25 protein-coding genes are annotated in these 26,082 nt (G+C 40.3%); 13 read left to right on the top strand and 12 right to left on the bottom strand.

Annotation, left to right across the window (positions count from 1 at the left end; genetic code table 11):
- The first annotated feature begins 181 nt into the window (after positions 1-181).
- From GQR53_RS15605 to GQR53_RS15635, 7 genes are all read left to right on the top strand, one after another.
- Positions 182-835 (top strand): TetR/AcrR family transcriptional regulator, encoded by a 654-nt coding sequence (locus GQR53_RS15605; RefSeq protein ID WP_165744452.1) that lies wholly within the window; start codon positions 182-184, stop codon positions 833-835.
- 3 nt (positions 836-838) lie between these two features.
- Positions 839-1,321, top strand: coding sequence for a putative 4-hydroxy-4-methyl-2-oxoglutarate aldolase (locus GQR53_RS15610; protein WP_165744453.1), 483 nt, complete (start codon positions 839-841; stop codon positions 1,319-1,321).
- Between the two features lie 408 nt (positions 1,322-1,729).
- Positions 1,730-2,932, top strand: a complete 1,203-nt coding sequence (locus tag GQR53_RS15615) for an amidase family protein (protein WP_165744454.1) — start codon at positions 1,730-1,732, stop codon at positions 2,930-2,932.
- Complete coding sequence (locus GQR53_RS15620; RefSeq protein ID WP_165744455.1) at positions 2,929-4,530, top strand: gamma-glutamyltransferase; 1,602 nt, start codon at positions 2,929-2,931, stop codon at positions 4,528-4,530. The genes GQR53_RS15615 and GQR53_RS15620 overlap by 4 nt, the downstream gene beginning before the upstream one ends.
- Entirely contained in the window at positions 4,518-5,342 is an 825-nt protein-coding gene (locus GQR53_RS15625; protein ID WP_165744456.1) for a sulfite exporter TauE/SafE family protein, read from the top strand. The genes GQR53_RS15620 and GQR53_RS15625 overlap by 13 nt, the downstream gene beginning before the upstream one ends.
- 3 nt (positions 5,343-5,345) lie before the next feature.
- Positions 5,346-6,575: an alanine--glyoxylate aminotransferase family protein gene (locus tag GQR53_RS15630; protein ID WP_165744457.1), complete on the top strand. Its 1,230-nt coding sequence runs from the start codon at positions 5,346-5,348 to the stop codon at positions 6,573-6,575.
- Positions 6,576-6,589: 14 nt separating this feature from the next.
- Positions 6,590-7,873 carry an allantoate amidohydrolase gene (locus tag GQR53_RS15635; protein WP_165744458.1) on the top strand — a complete coding sequence of 428 codons (1,284 nt, stop codon included), beginning with the start codon at positions 6,590-6,592 and terminating at the stop codon, positions 7,871-7,873.
- 128 nt (positions 7,874-8,001) lie between these two features.
- On the opposite strand, the gene GQR53_RS15640 is transcribed toward GQR53_RS15635, so the two are convergent.
- The 8 genes from GQR53_RS15640 to GQR53_RS15685 all read right to left on the bottom strand — a co-directional run bounded on the left by GQR53_RS15640 (position 8,002) and on the right by GQR53_RS15685 (position 16,059).
- Complete coding sequence (locus GQR53_RS15640; RefSeq protein ID WP_024596154.1) at positions 8,002-8,304, bottom strand: hypothetical protein; 303 nt, start codon at positions 8,302-8,304, stop codon at positions 8,002-8,004.
- Positions 8,305-8,590: 286 nt separating this feature from the next.
- Positions 8,591-8,890: a 2OG-Fe(II) oxygenase gene (locus tag GQR53_RS15650; protein ID WP_231619879.1), complete on the bottom strand. Its 300-nt coding sequence runs from the start codon at positions 8,888-8,890 to the stop codon at positions 8,591-8,593.
- Between the two features lie 412 nt (positions 8,891-9,302).
- Positions 9,303-10,490: a hypothetical protein gene (locus GQR53_RS15655; RefSeq protein ID WP_165744459.1), complete on the bottom strand. Its 1,188-nt coding sequence runs from the start codon at positions 10,488-10,490 to the stop codon at positions 9,303-9,305.
- A 167-nt stretch (positions 10,491-10,657) separates the two neighbouring features.
- Positions 10,658-12,196 carry a glucan biosynthesis protein gene (locus tag GQR53_RS15660; RefSeq protein ID WP_165744460.1) on the bottom strand — a complete coding sequence of 513 codons (1,539 nt, stop codon included), beginning with the start codon at positions 12,194-12,196 and terminating at the stop codon, positions 10,658-10,660.
- Positions 12,197-12,560: 364 nt separating this feature from the next.
- On the bottom strand, positions 12,561-13,316 hold the full coding sequence (locus tag GQR53_RS15665; RefSeq protein WP_121954196.1) for a hypothetical protein: 756 nt from the start codon (positions 13,314-13,316) through the stop codon (positions 12,561-12,563).
- 490 nt (positions 13,317-13,806) lie between these two features.
- Positions 13,807-14,382 carry a DUF922 domain-containing protein gene (locus GQR53_RS15675; protein ID WP_149603516.1) on the bottom strand — a complete coding sequence of 192 codons (576 nt, stop codon included), beginning with the start codon at positions 14,380-14,382 and terminating at the stop codon, positions 13,807-13,809.
- 575 nt (positions 14,383-14,957) lie between these two features.
- Positions 14,958-15,209 carry a Rho-binding antiterminator gene (locus GQR53_RS15680; protein ID WP_165744461.1) on the bottom strand — a complete coding sequence of 84 codons (252 nt, stop codon included), beginning with the start codon at positions 15,207-15,209 and terminating at the stop codon, positions 14,958-14,960.
- Between the two features lie 10 nt (positions 15,210-15,219).
- Positions 15,220-16,059, bottom strand: coding sequence for a DUF417 family protein (locus tag GQR53_RS15685; protein WP_165744462.1), 840 nt, complete (start codon positions 16,057-16,059; stop codon positions 15,220-15,222).
- 286 nt (positions 16,060-16,345) lie between these two features.
- On the opposite strand from GQR53_RS15685, the gene GQR53_RS15690 reads away from it, so the two are divergent.
- Positions 16,346-17,812: a DASS family sodium-coupled anion symporter gene (locus tag GQR53_RS15690; protein ID WP_039486658.1), complete on the top strand. Its 1,467-nt coding sequence runs from the start codon at positions 16,346-16,348 to the stop codon at positions 17,810-17,812.
- A 219-nt stretch (positions 17,813-18,031) separates the two neighbouring features.
- On the opposite strand, the gene GQR53_RS15695 is transcribed toward GQR53_RS15690, so the two are convergent.
- From GQR53_RS15695 to GQR53_RS22525, 4 genes are all read right to left on the bottom strand, one after another.
- Positions 18,032-18,667, bottom strand: coding sequence for a trimeric intracellular cation channel family protein (locus GQR53_RS15695; RefSeq protein WP_004334621.1), 636 nt, complete (start codon positions 18,665-18,667; stop codon positions 18,032-18,034).
- 258 nt (positions 18,668-18,925) lie between these two features.
- Positions 18,926-19,165 (bottom strand): hypothetical protein, encoded by a 240-nt coding sequence (locus tag GQR53_RS15700; RefSeq protein ID WP_101216345.1) that lies wholly within the window; start codon positions 19,163-19,165, stop codon positions 18,926-18,928.
- A gap of 265 nt (positions 19,166-19,430) precedes the next feature.
- Positions 19,431-20,027: an RDD family protein gene (locus GQR53_RS15705; RefSeq protein ID WP_165744463.1), complete on the bottom strand. Its 597-nt coding sequence runs from the start codon at positions 20,025-20,027 to the stop codon at positions 19,431-19,433.
- Between the two features lie 105 nt (positions 20,028-20,132).
- Positions 20,133-20,303, bottom strand: coding sequence for an ATP-binding cassette domain-containing protein (locus GQR53_RS22525; protein WP_165744464.1), 171 nt, complete (start codon positions 20,301-20,303; stop codon positions 20,133-20,135).
- Between the two features lie 225 nt (positions 20,304-20,528).
- On the opposite strand from GQR53_RS22525, the gene xdhA reads away from it, so the two are divergent.
- Genes xdhA through uraH form a run of 5 tightly spaced genes read left to right on the top strand, consistent with a single transcriptional unit; the run spans position 20,529 to position 26,081 of the window.
- Positions 20,529-22,028 carry a xanthine dehydrogenase small subunit gene (xdhA, locus tag GQR53_RS15715; protein WP_165744465.1) on the top strand — a complete coding sequence of 500 codons (1,500 nt, stop codon included), beginning with the start codon at positions 20,529-20,531 and terminating at the stop codon, positions 22,026-22,028.
- Entirely contained in the window at positions 22,015-24,354 is a 2,340-nt protein-coding gene (gene xdhB / locus GQR53_RS15720) for a xanthine dehydrogenase molybdopterin binding subunit (RefSeq protein ID WP_165744466.1), read from the top strand. Before xdhA ends, xdhB begins: the two co-directional genes overlap by 14 nt.
- A complete protein-coding gene (xdhC, locus tag GQR53_RS15725; protein ID WP_101216337.1) occupies positions 24,347-25,237 on the top strand; it encodes a xanthine dehydrogenase accessory protein XdhC in 891 nt (296 codons plus the stop codon). Before xdhB ends, xdhC begins: the two co-directional genes overlap by 8 nt.
- Complete coding sequence (gene uraD, locus GQR53_RS15730) at positions 25,234-25,734, top strand: 2-oxo-4-hydroxy-4-carboxy-5-ureidoimidazoline decarboxylase (RefSeq protein ID WP_165744467.1); 501 nt, start codon at positions 25,234-25,236, stop codon at positions 25,732-25,734. Before xdhC ends, uraD begins: the two co-directional genes overlap by 4 nt.
- Positions 25,731-26,081 carry a hydroxyisourate hydrolase gene (gene uraH / locus GQR53_RS15735; protein ID WP_007378419.1) on the top strand — a complete coding sequence of 117 codons (351 nt, stop codon included), beginning with the start codon at positions 25,731-25,733 and terminating at the stop codon, positions 26,079-26,081. The genes uraD and uraH overlap by 4 nt, the downstream gene beginning before the upstream one ends.
- Position 26,082 lies beyond the last annotated feature (1 nt).

A 26,082-nucleotide genomic window follows, 5' to 3' on the forward strand; every position in this document is an offset into this window, starting at 1 on the left:
AACCTCGCGCCGCGATTAAATAGCCCCTAGTTTGAACAAATTTTAATCCGCAAAGATCAACAGACCCTAAAGTTAATAGCTTAAACCTCTCGCCTGTTTTTAACATTCATCCTTTTTAGTAATTGACCTTTTGGTCAGTAAAGCTACAATCAATCAATACGTTAAACACGCAAACTCTATAATGACCACACAAATAAAACCAAATAAAAAAGAAGTTACGCGCGAGAAAAATCAAAAACTAATTTTAGATGCCGCCGAGCAATTGTTTTCGCAATTAGGTTACGACGGAGCAAGTATGAGCATGGTTGCTAAAGAAGCGCAGGTGCCAAAAGCTAATATTTTGTATTACTTTAAAAGTAAGGATGGTCTGTACGAGTCTGTGATCGACCGCATAATAGCTAATTGGAACTTGGGGCTTGATAACGTCACAATTAACGACGATCCAGCCATCGTGCTTTATAACTATATTAAAAGCAAAGTAATACTGGCCGTAAATCAGCCAATGCAATCTCGCTTATTTGCCAGTGAAATACTGCGCGGTGCCCCTTATTTACAAAACTACTTTAGAACCAATACCCGCCCTTGGGTTAAACAAAAGGTTGATGTACTTCAAGCATGGATGGACGCAGATAAAATGGATAAGGTTGACCCCTACCATTTGCTCTTTACTATTTGGTCTACCACGCAATATTACGCCGACTTTCAGGCTGAGGTTTTACTTGTAATGAACAAATTAGAGTACGACGAAACCGATGTGGCACAAATTACGCAGTCAATTGCCCACATAATTTTAAAAGGTATTGGTCTTAAAATACCTGAGCAAAGTGAGACTTAACCGATGACATCCTTTACTACACCCGATTTGTTTGACGATCATCGCGATAAAGTACAAGTAGCAGACAGCGGCCTTTATCACTTTGGTAAAAAAACCACGTTTTATGGCAAAGTAGTTACCGTTACCTGCCCAGAAGACAACTCTTTTGCCGCCGATATATTGCATGAAAATGGTGAAGGTAAAGTATTAGTTATAAACGGGTTTGCGAGCAAACGCTTTGCGTTTATAGGCGATATTATGGCTGAGCGTGCCTTAAGTAATGGCTGGGAAGGCGTAATAATAAATGGCTGTTGCCGAGATATAGAAATACTTGCCACGATGAACTTACCTGTTATGGCGCTAGGCTCTACACCGCGTAGTACCTTAAAGCGCGGCTTTGGTGATAAAAACCAAGCTATTACCATGCTTAGCACCACCATAGAACCTAACGATTGGGTTTACGCCGATATTAATGGTTTAGTCATCAGTAAAACGCCCCTTATTTAGCACTCAAAATCATATAAATAAAGACCAACTTGGTGCGCCTGCGCACCAAATTGGTTTGTTTTAACTCATTTTAGTGTCACTATTTTTATAGCCCACATTTATAAATCTCATACAACCCATTAAAACCTGACCAATTGGACAGGATTTTAATTTATGGCATTCCTCTTGCTTAGTCTAAGCACTATAAAATCAAAACTACCGATTGAAAAGCACAGCTGTAACAATTGCATTAAATTAGTGATCTATTATAACGCGAAGAAAATAGCGCTATGAGTGCGCTATTTAATTCGATAGAATGATCATGCTTTTAATAAAACTGGTATTAAAATAATAATAACCAGCCCGCTTTTTAATCACTCTTAACTTAATAAGTAAGTACTTGGTCAGTTTTATAATAATGAGCTGCAAATGAGTGATAAAAAAAACAACAAAGGTATATTTTGCAATCACGGTCCTACCCTGTGGCAAACAAACTACTCTGGAGTGCTTGCAAACAATCGCTTAGCTGTAAAAGATGTATTTGCAGTAAAGGGCGAGCGTAACAGCGCAGGCAACCCAAACTGGTTTAAAACAGCTAAACCGGCTCAAAATACGGCAAGCTTGGTTAATAAGCTCATGACCGCTGGTTGTAACTTTATAGGCTTTACCCATACTGACGAACTGGCTTATAGCTTAGAGGGTAATAATATACATTATGGCGCTGCGCAAAATCCTAAATTAAAAGGGCATGCTTGCGGTGGTTCGAGTATGGGGTCTGCTGCTGCAGTTGCTGCTAACTTAGCTGATATTGGCTTAGGCACCGACACCGGCGGCTCAATTAGAATACCCGCCAGCTATTGTGGTTTATATGGCATAAGGCCAAGCCATAACGTGATTGAAAAAGACGGCCTAATACCGTTGGCTCCCCCTTTTGATACCATAGGTTGGCTTACCCAAAGCGCCGAGCTATTAAGCAGCGTTGGCGATATATTATTACCACAACAAGCTATTAATAAAGTAAATACGCTGGTTATTTGCGAAGCACTATTTGAACTCGTTGACCCTGTTTTACAAGCCCCACTTAAACAATTGCTTGAAAAAACCAAGCCTAATTTTAAGCACCATAAAGAATTTGAACTACCTAACAGCAACTTATTAAATGAACTTGCTGATAGTTTTAGAGTACTGCAAGGGCGAGCAATCGCAAAAACGCATAAAGATTGGCTTCAATTGCCGGGGCAACTTCCCCAGTTTGCTCCAGCAATTGCGGCACGTTTTAATATGGCGCTTGCCCTAACTGATCAAGAAGAACAAGAAGCACTAAAAGTACAAACCCAATGGCAAACACTAATAGCTAAAAACCTAAATACAAACAGCTGTTTATTTTTGCCAACCACCCCCACAACCGCACCTAAATTAGGCGCCGACACAAGCGCCTTACGCATGCAAATTATTACGCTTTCGGCAATTGCAGGGCTTAGTGGCTCAGCGCAAGTGCATTTACCGCTGGCTGATTTAGCAAATGATCATCCGTATGGTTTTTCATTAATGATGAGCCACGGTAACGATAAAAGCCTACTTGCTTGCGTTAAGCACCTAGCTGCACACTTTAAACAGGACACACCGGCATGACCACACACAACATTGCATTTACCGCGTCTCATTTTTCGGCCACTGAGGCGGGTATAAATATACTAAAACAAGGCGGTACAGCTACCGAGGCTATGGTAGCGGCTGCCGCTGCGATTAGCGTTGTATATCCACATATGAACTCAATTGGTGGCGACAGCTTTTGGCTTATCGATAACCCAAGCCAAAAAACGCCTACCGCTATTGACGCCTGCGGCCGCGCAGCAACTAATACAACGGCGTATAACTCGCTCACGCAAATACCAGAGCGCGGCGGATTAAGCGCACTAACTCAAGCGGGTACAATTCGCGGTTGGCAAAAGGCGCTTGAACTAGATGAGCATGCGGCACTACCACTGTCAAAAATTTTAGCACCTGCTATTGAACTTGCTCGCGAGGGTTTTACCGTTACAAAAAGCTTGCAAGCAGGCTGCGAAAAGCTAGCCACTGCTAACAATACCAATGACGCGTTTAAAAACCTCTACATACCCAATGGCAAGCCCTTACAAGCAGGCCAGCATTTTAAAAACCCTAAACTTGCAGCAACGTTTGAATACCTAGCAAAGCATGGTTTAAACGCATTTTATGAAGGCGCACTTGCCAACTCATTTGCCGCCGACTTAGCAAAAGCAGGCAGCTCAATTACCGCAGGTGACATTGCAAATACTAAAGCCGAGGTAGTTACTGCGCTAAATGCAAACCTCAGTGGTATTGATTGCTACAACTTACCCGCGCCAACACAGGGCGTGCATTCACTACAAATAATTGGTGCCGTAAATAAGTTAAAGCATTTAGCTAAAACCGATGCCGACTGGACGCACTTAATTGTTGAGGCAACTAAACAAAGCTTTACCCATCGCCCTACCCTTTGGGCTGACCCTGATGTGTTAGGGGATGATTATAAAAACGCACTAACCGATAATCGCTTAAGCGAACTTGCTAACAATATTGATATGAGTAAAGCCAAAAAATGGCCATTTAACGCAGAGCCTGGCGATACTGTGTGGATGGCAGCCAGAGATAAAAACGGGCAATTAGTCAGCTTTATTCAAAGTATTTACTGGGAATTTGGCAGCGGAATATTAATGAATGAAGGCGGCTTTGTGTGGAATAACCGTGGTTTAAGCTTTAGTTTAAACAATGAAGATATTGATGCGAGTAACAATATTAACGCCCTTGCTCCTAATAAAAAGCCCGCTCATACACTTAACCCAGCACTGGCAAAGTTTAGCGATGGTCGTCGACTTGCTTACGGTACAATGGGCGGTGAAGGGCAGCCACAAACTCAAGCCGCTGTTTTTGCAGGCTACGCGTGGCGAAATAAATCAATAAAACAAGCAATTAGCGACCCTCGTTGGTTACTTGGACGCACATGGGGCGATACGAGTACAAATTTAAAAATTGAAAAAGAGTTAGTTTTTCATATAGAACATGAATTAAATCAACGTGACCACGATTGGGTAAGCGTTGATAATAATAACGAAATGATGGGGCACGCTGGGGCTATTTTAGATACACCTACAAGCCTTGAAGCTGCAACAGATCCTCGTTCAGATGGACGTGCAACAGTAACTACAGCAGGAACACAATGTCAGAAATAATAAATCAATGGCCAATTATAGTAGCCTTAATAGCAACCGGTATTTTTGCCGGTATTTTAGCAGGACTTTTTGGTGTAGGCGGCGGTATTGTTATCGTCCCTGTGCTGTATTTTTTACTGCAAGGTTTTGGCGTAAGCCCAGAGTCGGCAATGATGATAGCCACCGCTACATCACTTGCAACCATAGTACCTACTTCGCTCTCATCTATTCGCTCGCATCATAGCAAAGGGAATATTGACCTTGCGCTAATAAAATACTGGGCACCATTTATTTTAGTTATAGCCGTTGTAGGCAGCTACTTAGCGCACTCAATACGCGGTAATGCACTGGTACTTATGTTTGCCTGTATTGCTATTTTAGTCAGTTTAAACATGTTATTTAGAGCCGGCGCACCCGCGCTTGTAAAACAACTGCCAGGTAAATTTGGTCAAGGCGTTATGGCTAGTATTGTAGGTGGTTTGTCGGTAATGATTGGCATAGGTGGCGGTACTATTGGCGTACCTATGCTAAACGCATTTAATGTACGCGCCCATGTTGCAGTAGGTACTGCGGCCGTTTTTGGTTTGTTGATTGCGCTACCTGGCGTTATTACCTTATTAAGTATTAGCACAACGCCAACCGATGCTCCCCTAGGTACGTGGGGGTTGGTTAACCTCCCTGCCTTTTTTCTTATTATTCCGCTAACTATTTTATTTGCGCCTATTGGCGTAAAAATTGGTAGCAAGCTGGATCAAAAACAACTAAAACGCGCCTTTGCCGTTGTATTAATGATAACCGGCATTCGCATGCTCATTCAGACTCTGGGAGCCTAAAATATGTTTAATAACACGCAAGTTCAAACCTTAAACCCACCACAGCGTTTATTAATGGGACCAGGCCCAATTAATGCCGACCCTCGTGTTTTACGTGCTATGTCGGCGCAGCTTATAGGCCAATACGACCCAGTAATGACCGGTTTTATGAACGAAACCATGGCACGTTACCGCGAAATTTTTAAAACTAAAAACGAATGGACCATGCTAATAGATGGCACATCGCGCGCAGGGATTGAAGCCGTATTATGCTCAATTTTACGCTCAGGCGATAAAGTACTTGTGCTAATTATGGGGCGCTTTGGCCACCTACTTGCTGAAATAGCAGAACGCGTTGGCGCAAAGGTGCACACAATAGAAGTACCGTGGGGCGAAGTGTTTACGCCAGAGCAAATCGAAAAAGCCATTGTTGATGTAAAACCCCATGTACTTGCTATGGTACAAGGCGATACATCCACCACCATGAACCAACCTCTTGAGCATATTGGCGATATTTGCCAAAAGCACGATGTACTATTTTATTGCGATGCCACCGCCTCTATTGTGGGTAACGAACTTCCTGCCGATGAATGGAAACTCGATGCACTTTCGGTTGGTCTGCAAAAGTGTTTAGGCGGTCCTTCTGGGTCTGCGCCATTAACGCTTAGCGACAAATGCGCCGAGTGGATCCAAAAACGTAAAAAGGTAGAAGCAGGTATTCGCACAGCGGAGCATACCGACGGCACAGAGCCCTTTGTACGCTCAAACTATTTTGATTTAGGCATGATCATGAATTACTGGGGCGAAGAGCGCCTCAACCATCATACCGAAGCCACCAGCATGCTGTACTGCGCCTCAGAATGCGCCCGCATAGTCATTGAAGAAGGCGTGGATAACTGCGTAGCGCGCCACAAATTACATGGCGATGCCATGCTAACAGGCATTCAAGCGCTCGGCTTAAATGTATTTGGTGATTTAACACATAAAATGAACAACGTACTGGGTGTGTATATACCCGAGGGCATTAATGCCGATCACGTACGCGGACAAATGCTAACCGATTTCGGAATAGAAATTGGCACCTCGTTTGGACCATTGCATGGAAAAATTTGGCGTATTGGCACTATGGGCTACAACGCCCGAAAAGATGCTGTATTACAAACACTTGCAAGCTTAGACGCTTGCCTACATGCCAACGGTTACAAAGGCCCTAAAGGCGAAGCCGCCATTGCCGCCCTTGCTCACTATAAATAAAAAAAGGATTTAGCATGACGATTGTAAGCCCACAACACAGCCCTTTATTAGATAAAGAGCTTGCTGATGAATACACAACACGCGCTTTATCTCGCTGTAAAACCCTCAGCGCACTATCGCAAATGCAAGGCGGTATTCACCGCGTGTACTTATCAAAAGAGCACAAAGAGTGTAACGCCGTTACTGTATCGTGGATGGTTGAGGCAGGCATGCAATCGTGGCAAGACGAAGTGGGCAACCTTTGGGGGCGGCTTAAATCATCAAACCCACATGCTAAACGTTTAATTATAGGATCGCACCTCGACACAGTACCAAACGCAGGTGCGTTTGATGGTATTTTAGGTGTACTGCTGGGGATAGAAATTGCAGCGCTTGCACATAAGTTAAAGCTCGACCTGCCCTTTCATTTAGATGTAGTGGGCTTTTGCGATGAAGAAGGCACCCGCTTTGCCACAACTTTAATTGGCTCAAAAGCCCTCGCTAACGAATTTGATCCACAGTGGCTAAACATTAAAGACACAAACGGCATAACTATGCGCCAAGCCATGCTCGACTTTGGCCTAAACCCTAACGACTACGCAAAGGCCGCACTAAACAAAAACGAATTACTAGGTTTCTGGGAAACTCATATTGAACAAGGTCCTGTACTCGAATCGGTTAATCAGGCGTTAGGGGTTGTAACTGCAATCGCAGGAGCAAAACGCGCCATGCTTACCCTAACAGGGCAAAGCGGTCATGCGGGTACAACCCCTATGAATTTACGTCAGGATTCGTTAGCAGGCTGCGCTGAATTAGTAACCGAAATTGAAAAACTAGCAAGTAATGCTAAAAATGGCGAAGTTGCCACCGTAGGGCAAATACAGTCTCGCCCTGGGGCTACAAACGTGATTGCAGGTAAAACGACCATTAGCCTAGACGCACGTGCACAAAGCGACACCGATCTCGCTAACTTACTAAGCGCCATACAAAGCAGCGCACAATCTATAGCAAGCAAACGCAATTTAACGCTTGATTGGCAATGGACGCATGCCGCCGATGCCGTAGCGTGCGACACTAAAATTCAGCATTTGTTTTCAAGCGCATGTAAACTCAATAACCAAGCATCGCCTTCACTTGCCTCAGGCGCAGGGCACGATGCAATGGCAATCGCTCCAATTTGCCCCGTGGGCATGTTGTTTATACGCAGCCCTGGCGGTATAAGCCATCACCCAGCAGAAGCGGTTATCGACAGCGATGTAACAAAGGCACTCAGTGTAATGTACAGCGCGCTTTTACTTTATGTGAAAGAGTGTGAGTGATTTTAAGGTAATCGAGTAAACCAAGTATATTAACTTGGTATGCTTAGGGGCTTAAACCTCCTCAAAGTCATTTGGAGGTTATTACTGAAGGCAGGTAAATGCAGGAATATACGTTATTTAAAGTAGCTTTATCGGGCTGCCCTTTGCTCTTTTAGGCTAAGGCGTTTATGTGAGCTATATACATGTTGAATGTTTGTACCATTAACCAAATATGCATCCATTTCGACGGTAATTAAACCCGATAATGGCTTGATTTCTAGAACACCCAACTCACCTAAATTTGCAGATAGTAAAGTATTATTCCTAATAGCTAACAAAGTTTTGTCAGTATCTCGTAAGTCACCATTTACATATAATTTAGCACCACTAAACCAAGTGTTAATTATTTTAACTTTGATTGACTTAACAGTAAATTCAAAGGATTTTCTCATCAGATCTCCATACCCAGAAATGTAATTATTATACTTTATGTTCTTATATGTTTGGCGCACAACCATTTTCGTTTAATACCCGCTTAGTCGATGCTGGGTAATTTTTTAGTGCAGCCAAAGGGCGAATTGGCCGCTGAACCAAATTACCTGAGCAGTTTGGGCACACGTTATTTAATACCGTTTGAGCACAGCCAAAACAAAATGTGCATTCAAATGAACAAATAAAAAGCCTCTGTGGACTGTGCAGGTAGATTCTTATCACAACATTCACAATTAGGTCTTAAATCTAGCATTTAGCGCTCCCTTTTATCCACCCAATGCTGAGTAAATATCTATTACCTTTTATAACTTTTGATACCTGATGCTCACTTACATCAGGGCGGAATAGCTTAACCCGCTTTGTTTCAGATATCGGATTACTGCAAATAAACTCACCACCCAAATCTGCTTCTTTAAGCACTATATTCAATCGATAGTGTTTACCAGATTCAACTTTGTCTGTGTGTGGTGATATTTCACTTCCTTGTGGGAATTTAAGCAAGTAAGTATCAAATTTAATTGGCCACGTAGCACCACAAATCAACATTTTATCGTAGCCTGACTTTTGCCTACCTCGCTCCCAACAAAATAATTTACTCAAAAAAAAACATGCAATCCCTCGAAACAGCTAACAAGCAGCAGGTTAACTCGTTTTTTATTTATTTTTATTGGTAAATAAACCATAGCCGAGTTCATATTTTGGTTCAATCGTTTACTGTATTTTACGTAAAATACAAAAAGTGTTCGGTGTTGTTTAAATTAGTATTTTAGAAGGGAACACTGGTGTTTGAGTGACTTTATTGAGGTACTAAGGGCTTATCTTTCTTAATACATCGCGTTTTGCAGCTTTTCTACATTATGAACAAGGCAATACAGTTGCCGCAGCGTAAAGAAACAGCTAAACAGGACAGCCATTCTAACTTAATGAAAAAACTTAGGCTGGCGTCACTGTTAATTCATCAAAAATTGAACATGTTTTCCAGAGCCGCCTCTAAAGACATGGGCATATGACGTTTATTCATAATTCGGTTGTTAAGCTCTTCTTTAAGTGATTTAACCGTAGTGCAATACTCTAAACGTTTAGCAATTTCATCACATTCATTATTTAGCGCCGCTAAATGGTTTACAAAATTATCTTTAATTTGCGCTTTACTACGACCATTAAACTTACGCCACACAATTGTATATTGGTCATTACTTTCTTTTTGTTGCCGATGCTGTTCATTTAGCTCGATTATTTTATTTTGCAGTAACGGAATTAAGTTTGCTTTGGTTTCTTCGTCAAAATCGACATCGTCGTCAAAATGGCTTATGTAAAGTTGTAATAAAGTAAAACCGTCTTTCTCTTTTCGAGCTTGTACTAACTGTTGCATTAGTTCGTGTTTTTCTGCTTTTTTTGCAAGATCAGATTCTTTATCTGGATGCAACTTAGATGCTAAACGTTTATACATTTTGTTTAGCTGCGAGCCTTTAAATAACGTTTCTAATTTTGAGTTGTTTTTTTGTTGTTTAATTTCATCGCGATCAAATCGCTCGTGTTGGTCAAAAAAGTCATCCCAATCTTCATCTTGTTCATAGTGCATATTATCTGCACTAAACGCTTCATCATCTTTCTCCTCACCAAAACCTTGCTCGTCAAGGTGCTTATAAAGCAATGAAGGATCAGCTGTTATTTCTCTCAGTTCGTCATCTGTTAATTCTAAACCGGGGAAATCTTGCTGTAACATATTACGTAATATGTTTAACTCTGAAGAAGGGATTGTACTAACCGTATCTTGGTTATACTTATTTAGGTAAGATTGAAAAACTTGAGACACTTCCTCAACATTCAACTCGCCAATGAATGGATGTTCTGACAAATAATCTAAATCTTCATTTATCCAATCCACAAGTTCATTACGCTGTTCAATAGTTAAGCTTTTACGTTGGATAAACTTACTAAAATGAATAATTTGTTCTGCAATCATTTGAGCTTGAATTTGCTCATGGTGCTCTACTTGTTCTTGAAATTGAGAAAACAGGATCTGCTTTTTAATATCAAAGTTTGCGTTACGCTTAGTATGTTTTTCAATTCGCTGCCATAAACGCTCTAATTCAGAAGGCGTTTTAGTCGCCGCTTGTTGCTTTACATTTTTTAAAAATGTCATATTAAGTTCCACTAAAATTTATATCCATTACTTTTTATGCACGTAATTTGTATGCTTGAATTATAAATTTAATTAAAGCATACATAAAGCCAAGCATTAAAAAGAACAAGGATAAAAAGCGCCTGAGTTCATTTAAGAACAATATGCTAAACAGTTACTTTAAGGTCTTATTTAATCGTTACCTTTGCATCACTTACCCATGTCTCAGTTATAGCTTCATCATTTTTATCAACTAAATACGCGCGTATGTTCACCGGATTGTTGTTAGCTTGTTTGTAGTCAAACGCTAATCGCCATTGGTTTGTACCAACTACCGGATAAACTCCAATAGGTTCTAGTATTTCACCGTTGCTGGCTTCAACAATCGGCTTTATACCACTTTTGTTATCTAAGCCTTTAAATACTGGACCTTCAAAATCAATCACCATCTTGTTAACGCCTTCAGGAATAGGCTGGCCGGGAATTCCGCCTAAGCCTTGGCGAGTATTTACAACGCTTGCAAGGTTTTTTGATTTTGGATCGAGTGGACGCCATTCAATATCATAAGAAAAGGTAAACTCATCACCTTTGCGCGCCTCTTTTTCGGGCACCCAGTAGGCAACAATATTGTCGAACGTTTCATCTTTTGTAGGAATTTCGATTAACTGTACTGCGCCTTTGCCCCAATCGTCAGTAGGTTTAATCCACGCTGATGAACGCTTATTGTAAAATACGCCGTCGTCCTGGTAGTTATTAAAGTCACGATCTCTTTGGATTAAGCCAAACCCTTTTGGGTTCTCATCAATAAAACTATTGGTCGACACCGACTGAGGATTATTTAATGGGCGCCAAACGTATTGACCCGATCCTGTGTGAATAGCCAGTCCATCACTGTCGTGAATTTCTGGGCGCCAGTCTTTAGCTTCTGTTTTATCTTTTTGTGAGTACCAATACATACTAGTTAGCGGTGCTACACCTAAGCGTTCAACATCGGCGCGCATATACAAATTAGCGCTCACTGAGGTGATATGGCCTTTAGCTTCTTTGTTATCTTTACTTAAACCAAACCGATAAGCACCAGTGATAGAAGGCCCTTCAAGCAATGCCCAAACAGACACACTTTCACCTTTTTTCTCTGCGGGGCCAATCCAAAATGCAGAAAAGCGCGGAAATTCTTCTGGCTGATTCATGCCCGTATTAATTGCAATACCTCGAGCCGACAGTCCATATTGCCCCTCTGGCCCGTCGGTACGAAAATAAGACGCACCTAAAAAAGATATCCAATCTGGTTTCATATCTGGGCGCATTATTCTAAAGCCTGCAAATCCAAACCCTTCTGGGAGATCGTGAGCAGGGCTGTCATCAGGCATATCAAAAACATCATTACTAAAAGGCACATTTTGAACCTGATTTTTATCGTCTCTGATGTAAATACTTACTGGCTCAGGAAAATATCGCCCAGGGTAAAATAATTGTACTGGCGCCTTTTTTCCACTTGGGTATAAGGTTTCATCTTCTTTAAAGCGTATTTTCCAATGTTCGTCATACGTAATTTTATCGATAAGCTCAGGGGCTGGTACTGCAGTTGGCGTATAGGGCTTTTCGGCTGAAGCTTTTGCTAGGGCTTTTAAGTCTTCGAATGAAAACTGCGTTTTATCTACTGCTTCTGTCGCGTAAGACGACATCGAAGTGCTAAAAATAATTGCGATAAATAACTTTAATTTCATAAAAAGAATATCCAATAAATTGAGTCAAATAAAAATGGGAACGCTGCACGAACGTATGTTTAACTTAAAGTTCTGTATGGATATTACGTGACGTAATATGAACTAGCGTTTACTAAAATATTGTTATTTGACTACAGGACCTCCCATAGTTATTTTTTTTAGGTATTGGTTTTAAGGGAAATTGCGAGCGTTTGATGATATCGCTGAAGTGAAAATAAGTGGGATAGCGCAATTTATTATTAGATCGCTGGTATTCAAATTGATAAAGGTTGTATTTAGGTGGTGGAAAACGAAGAGGCTCACCCCTTTTAAAACTTGCAATTAATGGCTGAATTTTACTAGTCGTCCACATCAGGATGTGTTGTTATACGGTTTTTACACTAGGCTCTGTGTGCTCTTTTATTAAATAAGCATACGCTAGTAAATAACTTACTAAATGCCGATATATATCATGATAACGAGGTAACAAATCCCCATCAACTATTGGTAGCTCAATGATATAAACTTTCCCATCAAATATAAATTGTTGAATAAATTTTTCGTGCTCAAGTCGATCATTATTGATACCAGATTGTTTAATAACTTTATTAATAAATGCTTTAGAATCTAATATACAACCTTGCTCATGTACAATTGCATGCCTTAGTTTTTCTACTAATAGAACTGCAATTTTTAGGTGAATATTACACTTATTACTTTTCTCGTTTTCATTTAACAAAGGGTAATTATTACTGAAATATGTTAACGTTGTTTTTAAGTCCCTTGGCGCTGTTTTAGTAGTTAACATTTCATATGAACGCTTAACATAACTTTCGAATTTTTCAAATGCATTCGACAACAGCCAACAGTACTGATTATTTTTTTGTTTAAGAGTTAAACTTTTTAAGTCAGAAAGACTCGTTTTACGAAACGCATATTTTTCTACTTCACCTGAAAAGGGATTATCAAATCCAAAAGCATAACTGCCTACGACAGAATTAGGTGATTTACTCTTTTCAAATTCATCGAGAATATCGAACTCTCGTTTAAATGCAGCATTCGCTACTTGCTGAATTAAATTGATATCTGCTAAGTCTTTTAAAAGATTATTGTAAGATCGTTCTATAGACGCATGATTCATAAGTTTCAGACCGTATAACGAGCCTGTAAATTAACTCGTTTTTTTATTTGTTTTTATTGATAAACAAACCATAGCTGAGTTCCTATTTTGGTTCAATCTTTTACTGTATTTTACGTGGAATATAAAAAGAGTTAGCTGTTGTTTTAATTGGCATTTTGGGAGGTATTACTGGAAATTTAGTATGGTTGTCTTTTTTACTCTTTCTAGAATGGGCTGGATTACCTGTGCGTTATTTATTTTAGGCTAAAGCACCGTTAATTGACCACGATAGTTGGCAACAAGAAACCATAGGAAAGCCTCATAATACCATCATCAGTTCATTGGCATTTAAGTGGATACGAATACTATTTAGGTGCTGGAAAACACACACGCCTTACGACGAATCAACTTACTTAACAGCATTAAAAAGTAAGGGATCACCACTATTAAAATTTGCGGTGAAAAGTGAGCTTTGGTGCTTGCTGTCCACCTCTGGGCGTGCTGTTATGTTTTATGGGAATACAGCCCCATTTTTCATTCCATGATTAGTATTTTTATCATACTTTTTTTCAAGCACTACGTATTTATCAATAATCTTTTTACCAAGACTATTGGCTTTACTTTTTAAACTAGAGCAATTTTTTGCTGCTAAAACTGACAGACGATTTTCAATCTCTTTAGCTGCATTAATACCAAAGTCTTTATGGCCATTTTCGTGAGCAATTAGTGCATTGTAATAATGTGCCCAACGCTTTTTTAGGTTTACCTCTGCACTATTACTATTCTCCCACTTGGGAAGAGTGAAATTAACTTTGACAGTACTTTTAACACTCGTCATAGAGCACAGACCATTACTTTCATTCCAGTTAAAGCGCCAATTAACAAACCAAGAAGTATAAGCATCGTAGGTGTTTCCCGATTGCTTAATAGAGCTTTTAGTATTCATTTCATTTCTTAGCTCATTAGCCGTTGAACCATGTATTGAGTAATACTCAGTATTTATATTTACCTTAGGCGTAGCAAAGGCACTACTTGATACTAAGCAAAACAATATTGAGGTTTTGCTTAGTAATATGAGCTTTTTCATGAAACCTACTCCTTGGTCAGATTTAAAACTAATCTGCTTATTAGACACCACTTTGGGGGGTTATAACACCCCAGAACGGCGTATATTACATTGTTTAATAATTCCACTAAATAACTTTAATGTAAACAAGTGATTAGGCATGTAATAAAAAGGTCTTTGTTATTTTTCACCAAAACGATTTTTAATGATGTTATCGGACAAAATTAAAACAGCTGTTTATTTAAACAGCTGTTTATTTAAACAGCTGGCTCTGTAAGTTAGCTTTATTTATGTAGCTACCTTTTACGACCATAATTAACAAACGTACGGATACTAAGCGCTAGTTAAGGCTTATTGAGGCTTACTTATACTGGTTTAGCATTTTTATACGCTTAATAGTTGGCGTTTAGACTTGTTCGGTGGAAAAACTCGAGTAAAGAACAAAAGAAAGTAATAGGTAAATTTTGGCTTTATGTATTTAGCGTGTATTTAGCGTGTAATTAGCTAAAGCATTGGTTAGATAAGCGAGCCATAAACATATTGATTGATACAGACTCGCTAGAGATATTTATGATAAAAACGAATGAGTGAGGTATTTACTTTACTTCGAAATTCACATGGTCAAAGTATGGGTTTTTCTCATGCGCTTTAAGTACGCTGATTGTAGTTAGCACAATGAGTTTCAACTCGCTATTTACATTAACAACTATGCATTCGTCTCTATTAGCATTGCGTTTTGTGTCAGTTGCTACGCCACATACACCATCACCATTTTTTAATATAAGCTCAATGCTTAAATGGTGCATACAGGCAATTTCGATGTAATCGTATTGGTTGCAACTGATCATGACGTCCTCTTTATTTAGCCGGTTTAAAAACCATTACAAAAGCAATAACAACAAGGTTGGCTATATACCAAAGATCTTTAATTACAAACTGCCCTAAGCGCTCCAATAAAGTGGAAGAACTAAATGCACCGGTTGCAGTAATTAAGAATGTTTGGGTCATCATAAATACGCTTAAACACGCTAAGCCACTTACAATAATTAGCTTTTTATTATTTAAAAATAGCCCTAAGCCCAATAACACAGCAAATAACACATCAAACCCGCCAATCACGTTAGACGCGCCTTGTACGCTAAATACCGTGTATAACCACGACATAAACGGTGAGGTTTCTACTAAACTTACAATGCCTTTTGCTTCAAACTCATAAAACTTCATGCCGCCAATCCACAATAAAACCATGGCAACCGGTATAAAGTTTAAAAGTACGTGTTGTTTGTCGGTAAGTTTGTCTTTATAAAATAAAAACAAATACAAAGGCACTACAGCAAAGTATTTAATTATGCCCTGCCCACTACCAATGATTGGAAAGCCGCCAAGTTGAGCCATCCAACGGTTACTGGCAAACAAGGTAAGTAATGCTACTAAACTTATAATTGCTGCAAGTAAAAGTGCTGGTGTAGGTTTCATTAATTTAAGGCGAGCGAGCACGGTGGCAAACGCTAAAGCAACCATAAATGAGCCACTAATCAAACCTAATGCAGATACAGACATTAGCGAATCAACGCCATAAAAACTAAACGTAGCCGTTAACGTATTAGGGTTTGCTCCTAACGCAAACGATAAGCCAAGTAACAAAAAGCTACTCGCTAATAAAAAAGTAATCACGTTGTTGGTTAATTTTAAGTTCATTGTATTTCCAGGTATTCGTTAAGACTTACAAAGACCTTGCTAGTCGATAAAACAATTCAAGCTAACTCTTAAAAATATAAGAGTTGATTAAGCACAACGTAAGCTCTCATAGGGTAATGTAATCAATCACTTTAGTTTATGATTTATTACCTCTTTATTAATAAAATCAAATAAGTCTAATATTCATATGATGTGCGTCATCTTTTTTATTATTAAATGAAGTAGAATAACGTCGCCTTTTCAATAAACAGAATGCATGTATTTCTAAAACTTAGGGACATTTTTAATGAAGGGTACTGATATTCGAGTTACCTCTGGACTGATTTCTATAGCCATTGTTTTACTACTTTGGTTTGCTGTACCGCCTCCGCAAGGTGTTACCGAAAACGCATGGCATTTGCTCGCTTTATTTATTGGTACTGTAGTTGCCATTATTGGTAAAGCAATGCCAATCGGCGCCATTGCTATTTTAGCTATTACCTCTGTTGCGTTAACTGGCGTAACTAATGACAGCCCATCTGGCGCTATTAAAGATGCATTAAGTGGCTTTTCTAATTCATTAATTTGGTTGATTGGTATTGCTATTATTATTTCTCGGGGTTTAGCTAAAACTGGTTTGGGAAATCGTATTGGCTATAATTTTATTTCTCTTTTTGGTAAAAAAACAGTTGGTATTGGTTACGCACTCGCACTTTCTGAACTTGTTATAGCGCCTGTAACGCCAAGTAATACCGCGCGAGGCGGCGCTATTATTCACCCAATTATGAAGTCGATAGCAACAAGCTTTGGCTCGTCCCCTGAGGAAGGCACCTCTCGTAAAATTGGGCACTACCTTGCTTTAGTGAGCTACCATATAAACCCTATTACATCAGCTATGTTTATTACGGCAACTGCGCCAAACCCGCTAATTGTAAAGCTGATTGCTGATGCTACCGGTGCAAATATTAGTATTACTTGGAGTACGTGGGCACTCGCTGCGCTTGTCCCTGGTTTGCTATGTATTGCCCTTGTGCCTTTGGTTGTTTATGCCATTTACCCACCTGAAGTTAAAAGCACTCCCGACGCTAAAACCTACGCAGAATCTAAATTAACTGAAATGGGCCCAATGAGTTATGGCGAAAAAATAATGGTGGGTGTTTTTGCTATGCTGCTTGTTTTATGGGCCGGCGTACCTGCAATGATTTTAGGGGCTGACTACGCAGTTAACACAACCGCAGTGGCTTTTTTAGGTTTGTCGGTTTTATTAGTGACTGGTGTATTAAGTTGGGACGATGTACTTAAAGAAAAGTCTGCGTGGGATACCGTTGTTTGGTTTTCAGCATTAGTAATGATGGCCACTTTTTTAAATAAACTAGGTTTGGTAACGTGGTTTTCAACACTTGTTGAGAGCAACATTGCGCAACTGGGCTTTGACTGGATTGTATCGGCCATTATATTGGTAGCTGTATATTTTTACGCTCATTACTTTTTTGCCAGTACCACAGCACATATCACTGCTATGTTTGCCGCATTTTACGCCGCAGGTTTAGCGCTTGGCGCTCCGCCTTTATTTTTAGGTTTACTGTTAGCTGGCGCTTCATCACTCATGATGTCGTTAACGCATTACGCAACAGGCACATCACCCATAGTGTTTGGCTCAGGCTATGTATCGTTAAAAGACTGGTGGGTAATGGGCCTTATAATGAGCGTTATTAATTTAAGTGTATGGGGAATTATTGGCGGGCTTTGGTGGAAAGCACTTGGGTATTGGTAGTACTGTAAAGATAGTAATGTCTTTGTTAATTTAACCAGCATGTTTAACTCTATGCGATTGTTTTAGTTGTATCTAATTAAAAGCGCTATAGCCCTAAAAATATAAACATTAGGGCTATTATTAGGAAGCATTAAAACTTTATAAACGACTGGGTTTTACCATTCTTGATGAAGATAATTACGCGTCTCGCATGCAAACGCGGGCTACTCGTATCTAAAATTAGTCGCTTTGATCTCTGAAGTCTTTTTTTCTGAAAATAGTTAAATGCCAACCCCAATGCAAAGAGCCTAATCTTAAAAAAATAGTCGTGAAAAATGAGCCTAAAATACACCAAATGTAATCTACATTAAGGCTAAATAAAGCAGCATAAACTGCACCACCCGCTAAACACGCAGAGGCGTAAGGTTCGCTGCGCATAACAGTTGGTACCTCACGGCAAATTACGTCACGTATTAAACCACCAAATATACCTGTAGTGATACCCATGGTAATTGCGACCACCATACCGGAGCCATTAATGAGTGCTTTTTCTATCCCCATAATATTAAATAGCGCCATACCCACAGCGTCTACCAATAAAAAGTAGTAGTTATTAACGCGCGGTAAATATCGAATAAAGGCAATTGTTGCTATAACGGCCCCATAGGTTGAATATAAATACTCTGGGGTTGCAATCCAAAATACCGGTTTGTTTAAAAGTATATCTCTGAGGGTACCGCCCCCTAGTGCAGTAACGGTTGCAACCACTACGACGCCAAAGCCACTAATGTTTTTTTCATACCCAAGCAATGCCCCTGCAACAGCAAAAAATGCAACACCGAGTAACCCTAGTACCATAAAGTATTCAGCAGTCATGGTAATTCCTTTTTAAAGTTTATTAGGAGTTGTATCAACTTACGTGCCAAAAAACTGAGTAAATATAAATAAACCCACAATTTAAGTAACTGAAATTTATAAGCTTATTTCATTTATTAAAAAACGTTAGCTATGTGATATTTAGTGAAGGATTAACAAGAGTAATTATTTTAATTATGGATAGTTTTTACACGTTAAAGTACAGAGAGGTTTTGTTACAGAGTTGCAGTCGAGCACTTTTTAAAATTTAAGCAAAAATTAAATGAGCAATAAAGCTATTACCAATATCACAAAAATAATAGGCAATATTGTATGTTGCCAGTTTTGCTCTTTATTTTGATTATAGAGTGTTTGCATTGAGCTTTTATCATTGTTAGTAAAACTATGCTGGCACTGCTTACAGCTTTGGGCTTTTATGCTCACCCAAGTACCACATTTAATACATGCGTAACGCCTTGCCAGTTTATCAAACTCGTTTGTTTTTATAAACATTCTCATTTATCACCTCATTGATTTTCGCTGCGGTAAGAAAACCAATGAATAATATATGTTGAGTAACAAATTAAAGAAGCCGCTAGTGCTAAAATTAGCTGTGTGTTGTTTTTCATAATCATCCTTGGTTACTAGTCAAAAAAAATCGGTAAGGTTTTTTAAATTATATTAACAATTTAGTGAAATACGCCATTTTGTAACTTTTGCTAATCAAACTTAAATCCGGGTAATTTTTTTTGCCTAGGCAAAGCTGCCATAATTAATATCCTGATTAATCTACATAACTCACTTTTGTTCCCGCTAAATGATCATGTAAACATCGTTTATCTTTTCCAAATATAAATAATGGATTAACAAAACCAGCTATAAACTGACCTACCGAAGGGACAAGTGATAATAGTTGCATACAAAGCATGCGTTTAAAGTAAATTGTAGTAAAGCTTGCTTGTGTACCATCTAAATTTTCAATACAGATAGACATTAAAGATTTACCAATTGTTTGTCCGCGTTGGTACATAAGGTAACCATGAAGCACTAACGTGCTTAATATGCCATAACCTAGCAAACTTGCAGATAAAGTAAGCGTTGGTTGGCTTAAATTATCAAACCCTACGAGTATGAATACAGGTATAAAACAAACAACACCTAAAACGCCATCAACAATAGCAGCCACTAGCCTATCTGAGCGCGTTGCTTTTTCTCCTGCTACTTTTGATACAATATTTTCAGATGGGTTCTGTGCTTCTCGCGTTTCAATTAAGTCGTCTATTTCTTTTGCTCGTTCTGGGTAGGCTTCGCGATCTATAGCTCTCGCTGATGAGTAAAGCTCATCTAAAGTGTAGGTAGAAAAATCAATTTTAGAGTCCATAAAAGCTAAGTCCGTATCTTCTTTTTATCGTAATTTAACATAATTAATTTAGATTATTCAAATGTTTATGTGTTTTTAATAACATACCATAACGTGTTGGCGTTTTTACAATTCGATCCGCAAGCATGCTCCTAAATCGCGCGTATCAGCAAGTTCTTTTATATTCATTATAAAAAACATGTCCCCTTGGTCAGGTTTAACCACACCATAAAGCATTTTCATTAATGTGTTTTTACCAGCACCATTTTCACCTTTGGATCCACATATTAAAAGCATTCACTTTACCGAGCTTTATTTTTAAGGCTACGCCGTTATTACCTACACCTCCACAATTTTGCCGCTCTGAACCACTAACTGACCAAGCGGTCAACAATGGCATAGTAACTGCAATAAGCTAATTAAAGATTAAAAAGTATTTTTGTTACCCGTGCGCAAACAACAAGAAAAAACATACGCCAAGCCTTTATGTATCAGGGCTTTATAAAAATTAAGGGGGTCTGTGTGATTCAATTTTTATTAAATAACACACCAATTGAAGTACAAGAATGCTCGCCAAGTCTCACCATTTTGGACTGGCTTCGCACCAAAAAAGGGAAAGTGGGCACCAAAGAAGGCTGTGCAACTGGCGACTGTGGCGCGTGCACAATTTTAGTGGGTGAAGAGCGTATAAATGCAAACGGGGAAGCTAGTTGGCAATACAAAACAATGAACAGCTGTTTATTGTTATTAGGTAATGCGCATGCAAAACATATAGTAACGGTAGAAGCTGTGACTACTGGTTTATACCCAAACTTAACCGATTTACACCCCGTACAACGTGCACTGGTGGAGTGTCATGGTTCGCAATGTGGTTTTTGTACGCCCGGTATAATAATGAGTTTGTTGGCTCTTTATATTAATGAGCCAACGTACCCTGGTAAAAAAGCGGTTATTCATGCACTTGGCGGTAACTTATGCCGTTGTACAGGTTATAGCCCTATATTACTTGCAGCCGAAAAAGCCTATAGCTATGAACGTAAAGCTGAACCGTACTCAGCAATGGCCGCTCAATTTAAAGCATCACTTAATACGCAATATGATGACGATATTCCATTTTTAAAAAATGGTCCTCGCAAATTTTACTTACCACAAACGGCCCAGCAACTTGTTGAGCTAAAAGCGCTTTATCCTTATGCATATTTAGTTGCTGGTGGCACCGACTTTGCCATTGAGCTTAGCCAAAACATGCTCTTACCAGATGTAATTATCTCCCTTAGCCAAGTAAAGGATCTTTGCACCTTGGCAGATAATAACGGTGAGTTACACATAGGTGCAGCGCTACCTTATAGCCAATTTGTTGAGGCATTTTATAACCATTACCCAGAGTCAAAAGAGCTATTTGAACGCTTAGGATCAAGCCAAGTACGTAACAGCGGCACACTAGGTGGCAGCATAGGGAATGCCTCTCCGATTGGCGATCCCGCTCCCCTTTTAATCGCTCTTAATGCATCAATGGATTTATTAAGCAGCGCTGGTACGCGCACTATTAAAGTTGCCGACTACTTTATTGATTATAAAAAAACAGTTCTTAAAAGCGATGAAGTAATTAGTAAGTTCACCATCCCAAAGCGCCCAGAGTCACTAAAACTGGCGTGTCATAAAATATCAAAACGCTTTGAAGACGATATATCTACCGTGTGTTTGGTGCTTGCTATAGAGCATTCACAAAACATGATTACTCAAGCCCACTGCGCTATGGGCGGTATGGCTGCTATTCCTAAACGCGCACATCATATTGAGCAAAAGCTGATATCTCAATCATTACAAGTAAGTAGTTTTATAGACGCAGCAACGGCTATTAACGATGACTTTACGCCCATGAGCGATGTAAGAAGCAGTGCGCATTACCGCACCACGGTAAGCAAAAACTTATTACAACGCATTGGTATTGAGTTTTGTGAGCCGCAAGCACGCAACAATAACAACATTGCCATTACGAGGATCTCACATGCGTCACTTTGAAATGGATAAACTAAAAGCCCAAGGTGGTAGCGTTGGGCAATCTAAATATCACGAAAGCGCTATTAAACAAGTTTGTGGCAGTGCAAATTTTGCCGACGATAACCCGGAGCCATACGGCTGCCTACATGCTTACCCAGTGCTCGCCCCTGTTACAAGCGGCTTTATTAAATCAATAGATACAAGTCACGCACTGGCAGTTGAAGGCGTTAAACGTATTTTATCGGCTGATGATGTTCCGGGTAAATTAGATATTGGCCCGGTATTTCCAGGTGACGTATTACTCACTAGTCATGAAATTCAATACCACGGACAACCTGTATTAATTGTCGTTGCCGACACCTATGAAATAGCGCGCCGCGCTGCACGTTTAGTGGTTATAGAGTGCGAGCAAACTACACCCATACTTGATATTAAAGAAGCCATTAGCAAAGAGCATTGGGTGAGGCCGCCCCATTCACTTAACCGTGGTAACAGCGAACACGCCATTAATAACGCAGCCCACCAGCTTAAAGGCGAAATAAACATAGGCGGGCAAGAACACTTTTACCTTGAGGGGCAAATAGCGCTGGCGCAACCTGATAACGACGGGGGCATTCATGTTCAGTGCTCTACGCAACACCCTACTGAGGTTCAACACTTAGTTGCTAAAATTTTAAAAAAGCCATTTAGCTTTGTAAACGTAGAAACCCGCCGTATGGGCGGTGCTTTTGGCGGCAAAGAAACCCAAGGCGCACCATGGGCATGCCTTGCAGCTCTTGCGGTTTACCACCTTGGCTGCGCAGTAAAAATGCGCCTAGCCCGCAGCGACGATTTTAAATTAACCGGTAAGCGCCACCCTTTTTATAATCACTATCATGTCGGTTTTGACGAAAATGGCTTAATAGAAGGTGCCGACATTACCGTAAATGGGTTTTGTGGCTACTCGCCAGATTTATCAGATGCAATTGTAGACCGTGCCATGTTTCATGCCGATAACGCCTACTACTACCCAGCCGCCACAATTAAAGGTAATCGCTGTAAAGTAAATACCGTAAGCCATACCGCATTTAGAGGATTTGGTGGCCCGCAAGGAATGATTATGGGCGAGCTAATAATGGACGATATAGCCGCCAAATTAGGTAAAGATCCGCTTGAGATCCGAAAACTTAATTTATATAAAAAAGGCCGCGATACCACGCCGTATCATCAAACCGTAGAGCAACATATTTTAATAGATATGATTGCTCAGCTTGAGGAGTCGGGTGACTACTGGGCACGTAAAGAGGCTATTAAAGCATTTAACGTATCGTCACCTATTATAAAAAAAGGCCTTGCGATGACGCCGGTTAAATACGGTATTTCGTTTACGGTACAACATTTAAACCAAGCCGGTGCATTAGTGCATGTATATAGCGATGGCTCTATACATTTAAACCATGGCGGCACCGAAATGGGCCAGGGGTTAAACACCAAAATTGCGCAAATTGTAGCCCATGGCTTTGGGGTCGATTTTGACGCGGTAAGTATTAGCGCTACCCGTACCGACAAAGTGCCAAATACCTCGCCAACAGCGGCCTCAAGCGGTACCGACTTAAACGGTATGGCGGCGCTAAATGCAGTAAACACAATAAAAGAGCGCTTAATTGATTTTATTACCGAGCACTTTGAAGTAGACAGCAACACTGTTGTATTTAAAGATAACCTCATTACTTTTAGTAAAGGGGAAATTAGCTTTAGCGAACTTGCAAATCTTGCTTACATGAATCGTATATCGCTTTCATCTACCGGTTATTACGCCACACCAAAAATTCATTACGATAGAGCCAAAGGCGAAGGCCGTCCGTTTTTTTACTACGCTCACGGCGTAGCACTCAGCGAAGTAGAAGTAGATACCCTAACTGGCGAAAACACGGTAACTCGCGTTGATATACTGCACGATGTAGGCAGTTCAATTAATCCAGCTCTTGATATAGGCCAAATTGAAGGCGCCTTTGTGCAGGGTATGGGCTGGCTAACAACCGAAGACTTACAATGGAATGATAAAGGCCAGCTTGCAAGCTTTGGCCCAGCCAACTACAAAATACCAGCCATTGGCGATACCCCTGCCGAATTTAACGTCAATCTTTATAACTCAGCAAATCCAGAAACCACCGTGTTTAGATCAAAAGCCGTAGGCGAGCCGCCATTTATGTTGGCCTTTAGTGTATGGAGCGCTATTCGTAATGCAATAAGCAGTGTGGCTGATTACAAATACACCGCCCCACTGGATACACCCGCAACCCCTGAGCGTGTATTAAATGCAATTGAGCAAACCGCTAGCTGGTTTAAGGAGCATCAACATGACTAATTTAAATGAGTCGTTTCAGGGTTTTCATACGCAAAACTGGGCGCAGGCTATAAACGAGCACGAACAAAGCGGCACTAATTATGTAATTGCCACGGTACTTGGCACAAATGGCTCAACCCCTCGCGGCACAGGCTCTAAAATGGTAATAAGCGGCGAGCATATTTACGACACTCTTGGCGGTGGCCACCTTGAATACGTAGTAATAGAAAAAGCCCGCGAACTACTTGCCAAAGGCGAAGCCGCCCAAGTAATTGAGCAATTTAACCTAGGTGCAAATTTAGGCCAGTGCTGCGGCGGGGCTGCCACCGTTATGCTTGAATGCATGCAATGCGAGCGCTTTACTTTAGATATTTACGGCGCAGGCCACGTAGCACAAGCGCTTATTGGTATATTGGCACAACTGCCTATTCGCATACGCTGGATAGATAGCCGCGCAGATGTATTCCCACAGGCTATGCCAACTAATGTAGTAAAAGTGGTTGATGAAGAGCCAACAGAACAAGTAAAGCGTGCGCCTAAAGCTAATAACTACTTAATATTGACCCATAACCACCAGCTCGACTTTGCACTCACCCAAGCCATTATTAAACGCGCTGATGCCAATTGGCTGGGCGTTATTGGCTCTGACACTAAAGCAAAACGTTTTAAACAACGCCTAGCCCATCGCGATTTTACAGCCGATCAAATACAACAAATGACCTGCCCTGTTGGGCTTAAAAATATTACGGGCAAATTACCAATGGAAGTGGCTATTTCGATTAGTGGACAGCTAATTGCCCTTTATCAGGCTATGCAAACCCAAGCGCCAAAACGCCAAGGCTTGCAGTGGCGCACACTAAAAAATGCCTTAATTAGCACCACGCAGGAGGAAGTAGGCGCATGAGTAGCTTACAAATAAATACGCTAAATGATGCACAAGCAAAACAAGCACTTGAGCATTGCTGCGCGGCCCCTAACTGGGTGGCAGCCATGGTAAAAGCAATGCCATTTAAAAGTGCTCAACAGCTGTTTGAATGCGCAAAAAGCATATGGGATAGCCTTGACGAGAGCGACTATTTAGCTGCCTTTGAAGGCCACCCGCAAATAGGTGACTTATCAACCCTTAGCAAAAAATACGCTGCTACCGCACAAAAAGCGGGGCATGAGCAATCGGGTATGAGCAAAGCAAACGAAGCCGTACTTACCAAAATGATCGTTCTTAATAAAGAGTACCTGAGCAAGTTTGGCTTTATTTTTATTGTGTGCGCCACCGGTAAAACGGCCGAACAAATGCTTGAACTCATAGAGCAGCGCATACACAACACCCGCAGTACAGAGCTAAATATAGCCGCGGGCGAACAAGCCAAAATAACAAAAATAAGATTGGAGTCATTGCTATGAATAAAAGTATGAGCAAAAGCCCTATAACCACCCATATACTTGATACCAGCACCGGAAAACCAGCAGCAAACGTTGCTGTTAAGCTATTTAAACTTACAAATAACGAATGGGTACAACTAACCCAAGGCAAAACCGATTCCGATGGGCGAATTACCGACTGGCTAAATACAGAAGTAGAATTTGCAACCTATAAGCTAGTCTTTGATTTAGATAGTTATTACCAAAACCAACCTACCCCTGCGTTTTACCCAGAGGCACAAATAACGTTTAGATTACAAGATACTAAACATCATCATATCCCATTGTTGCTTAGCCCGTTTGGCTACTCTACATACAGAGGTAGCTAAT

Source organism: Pseudoalteromonas sp. Z9A6, from assembly GCF_011378805.1.
GTDB lineage: Bacteria > Pseudomonadota > Gammaproteobacteria > Enterobacterales > Alteromonadaceae > Pseudoalteromonas > Pseudoalteromonas distincta.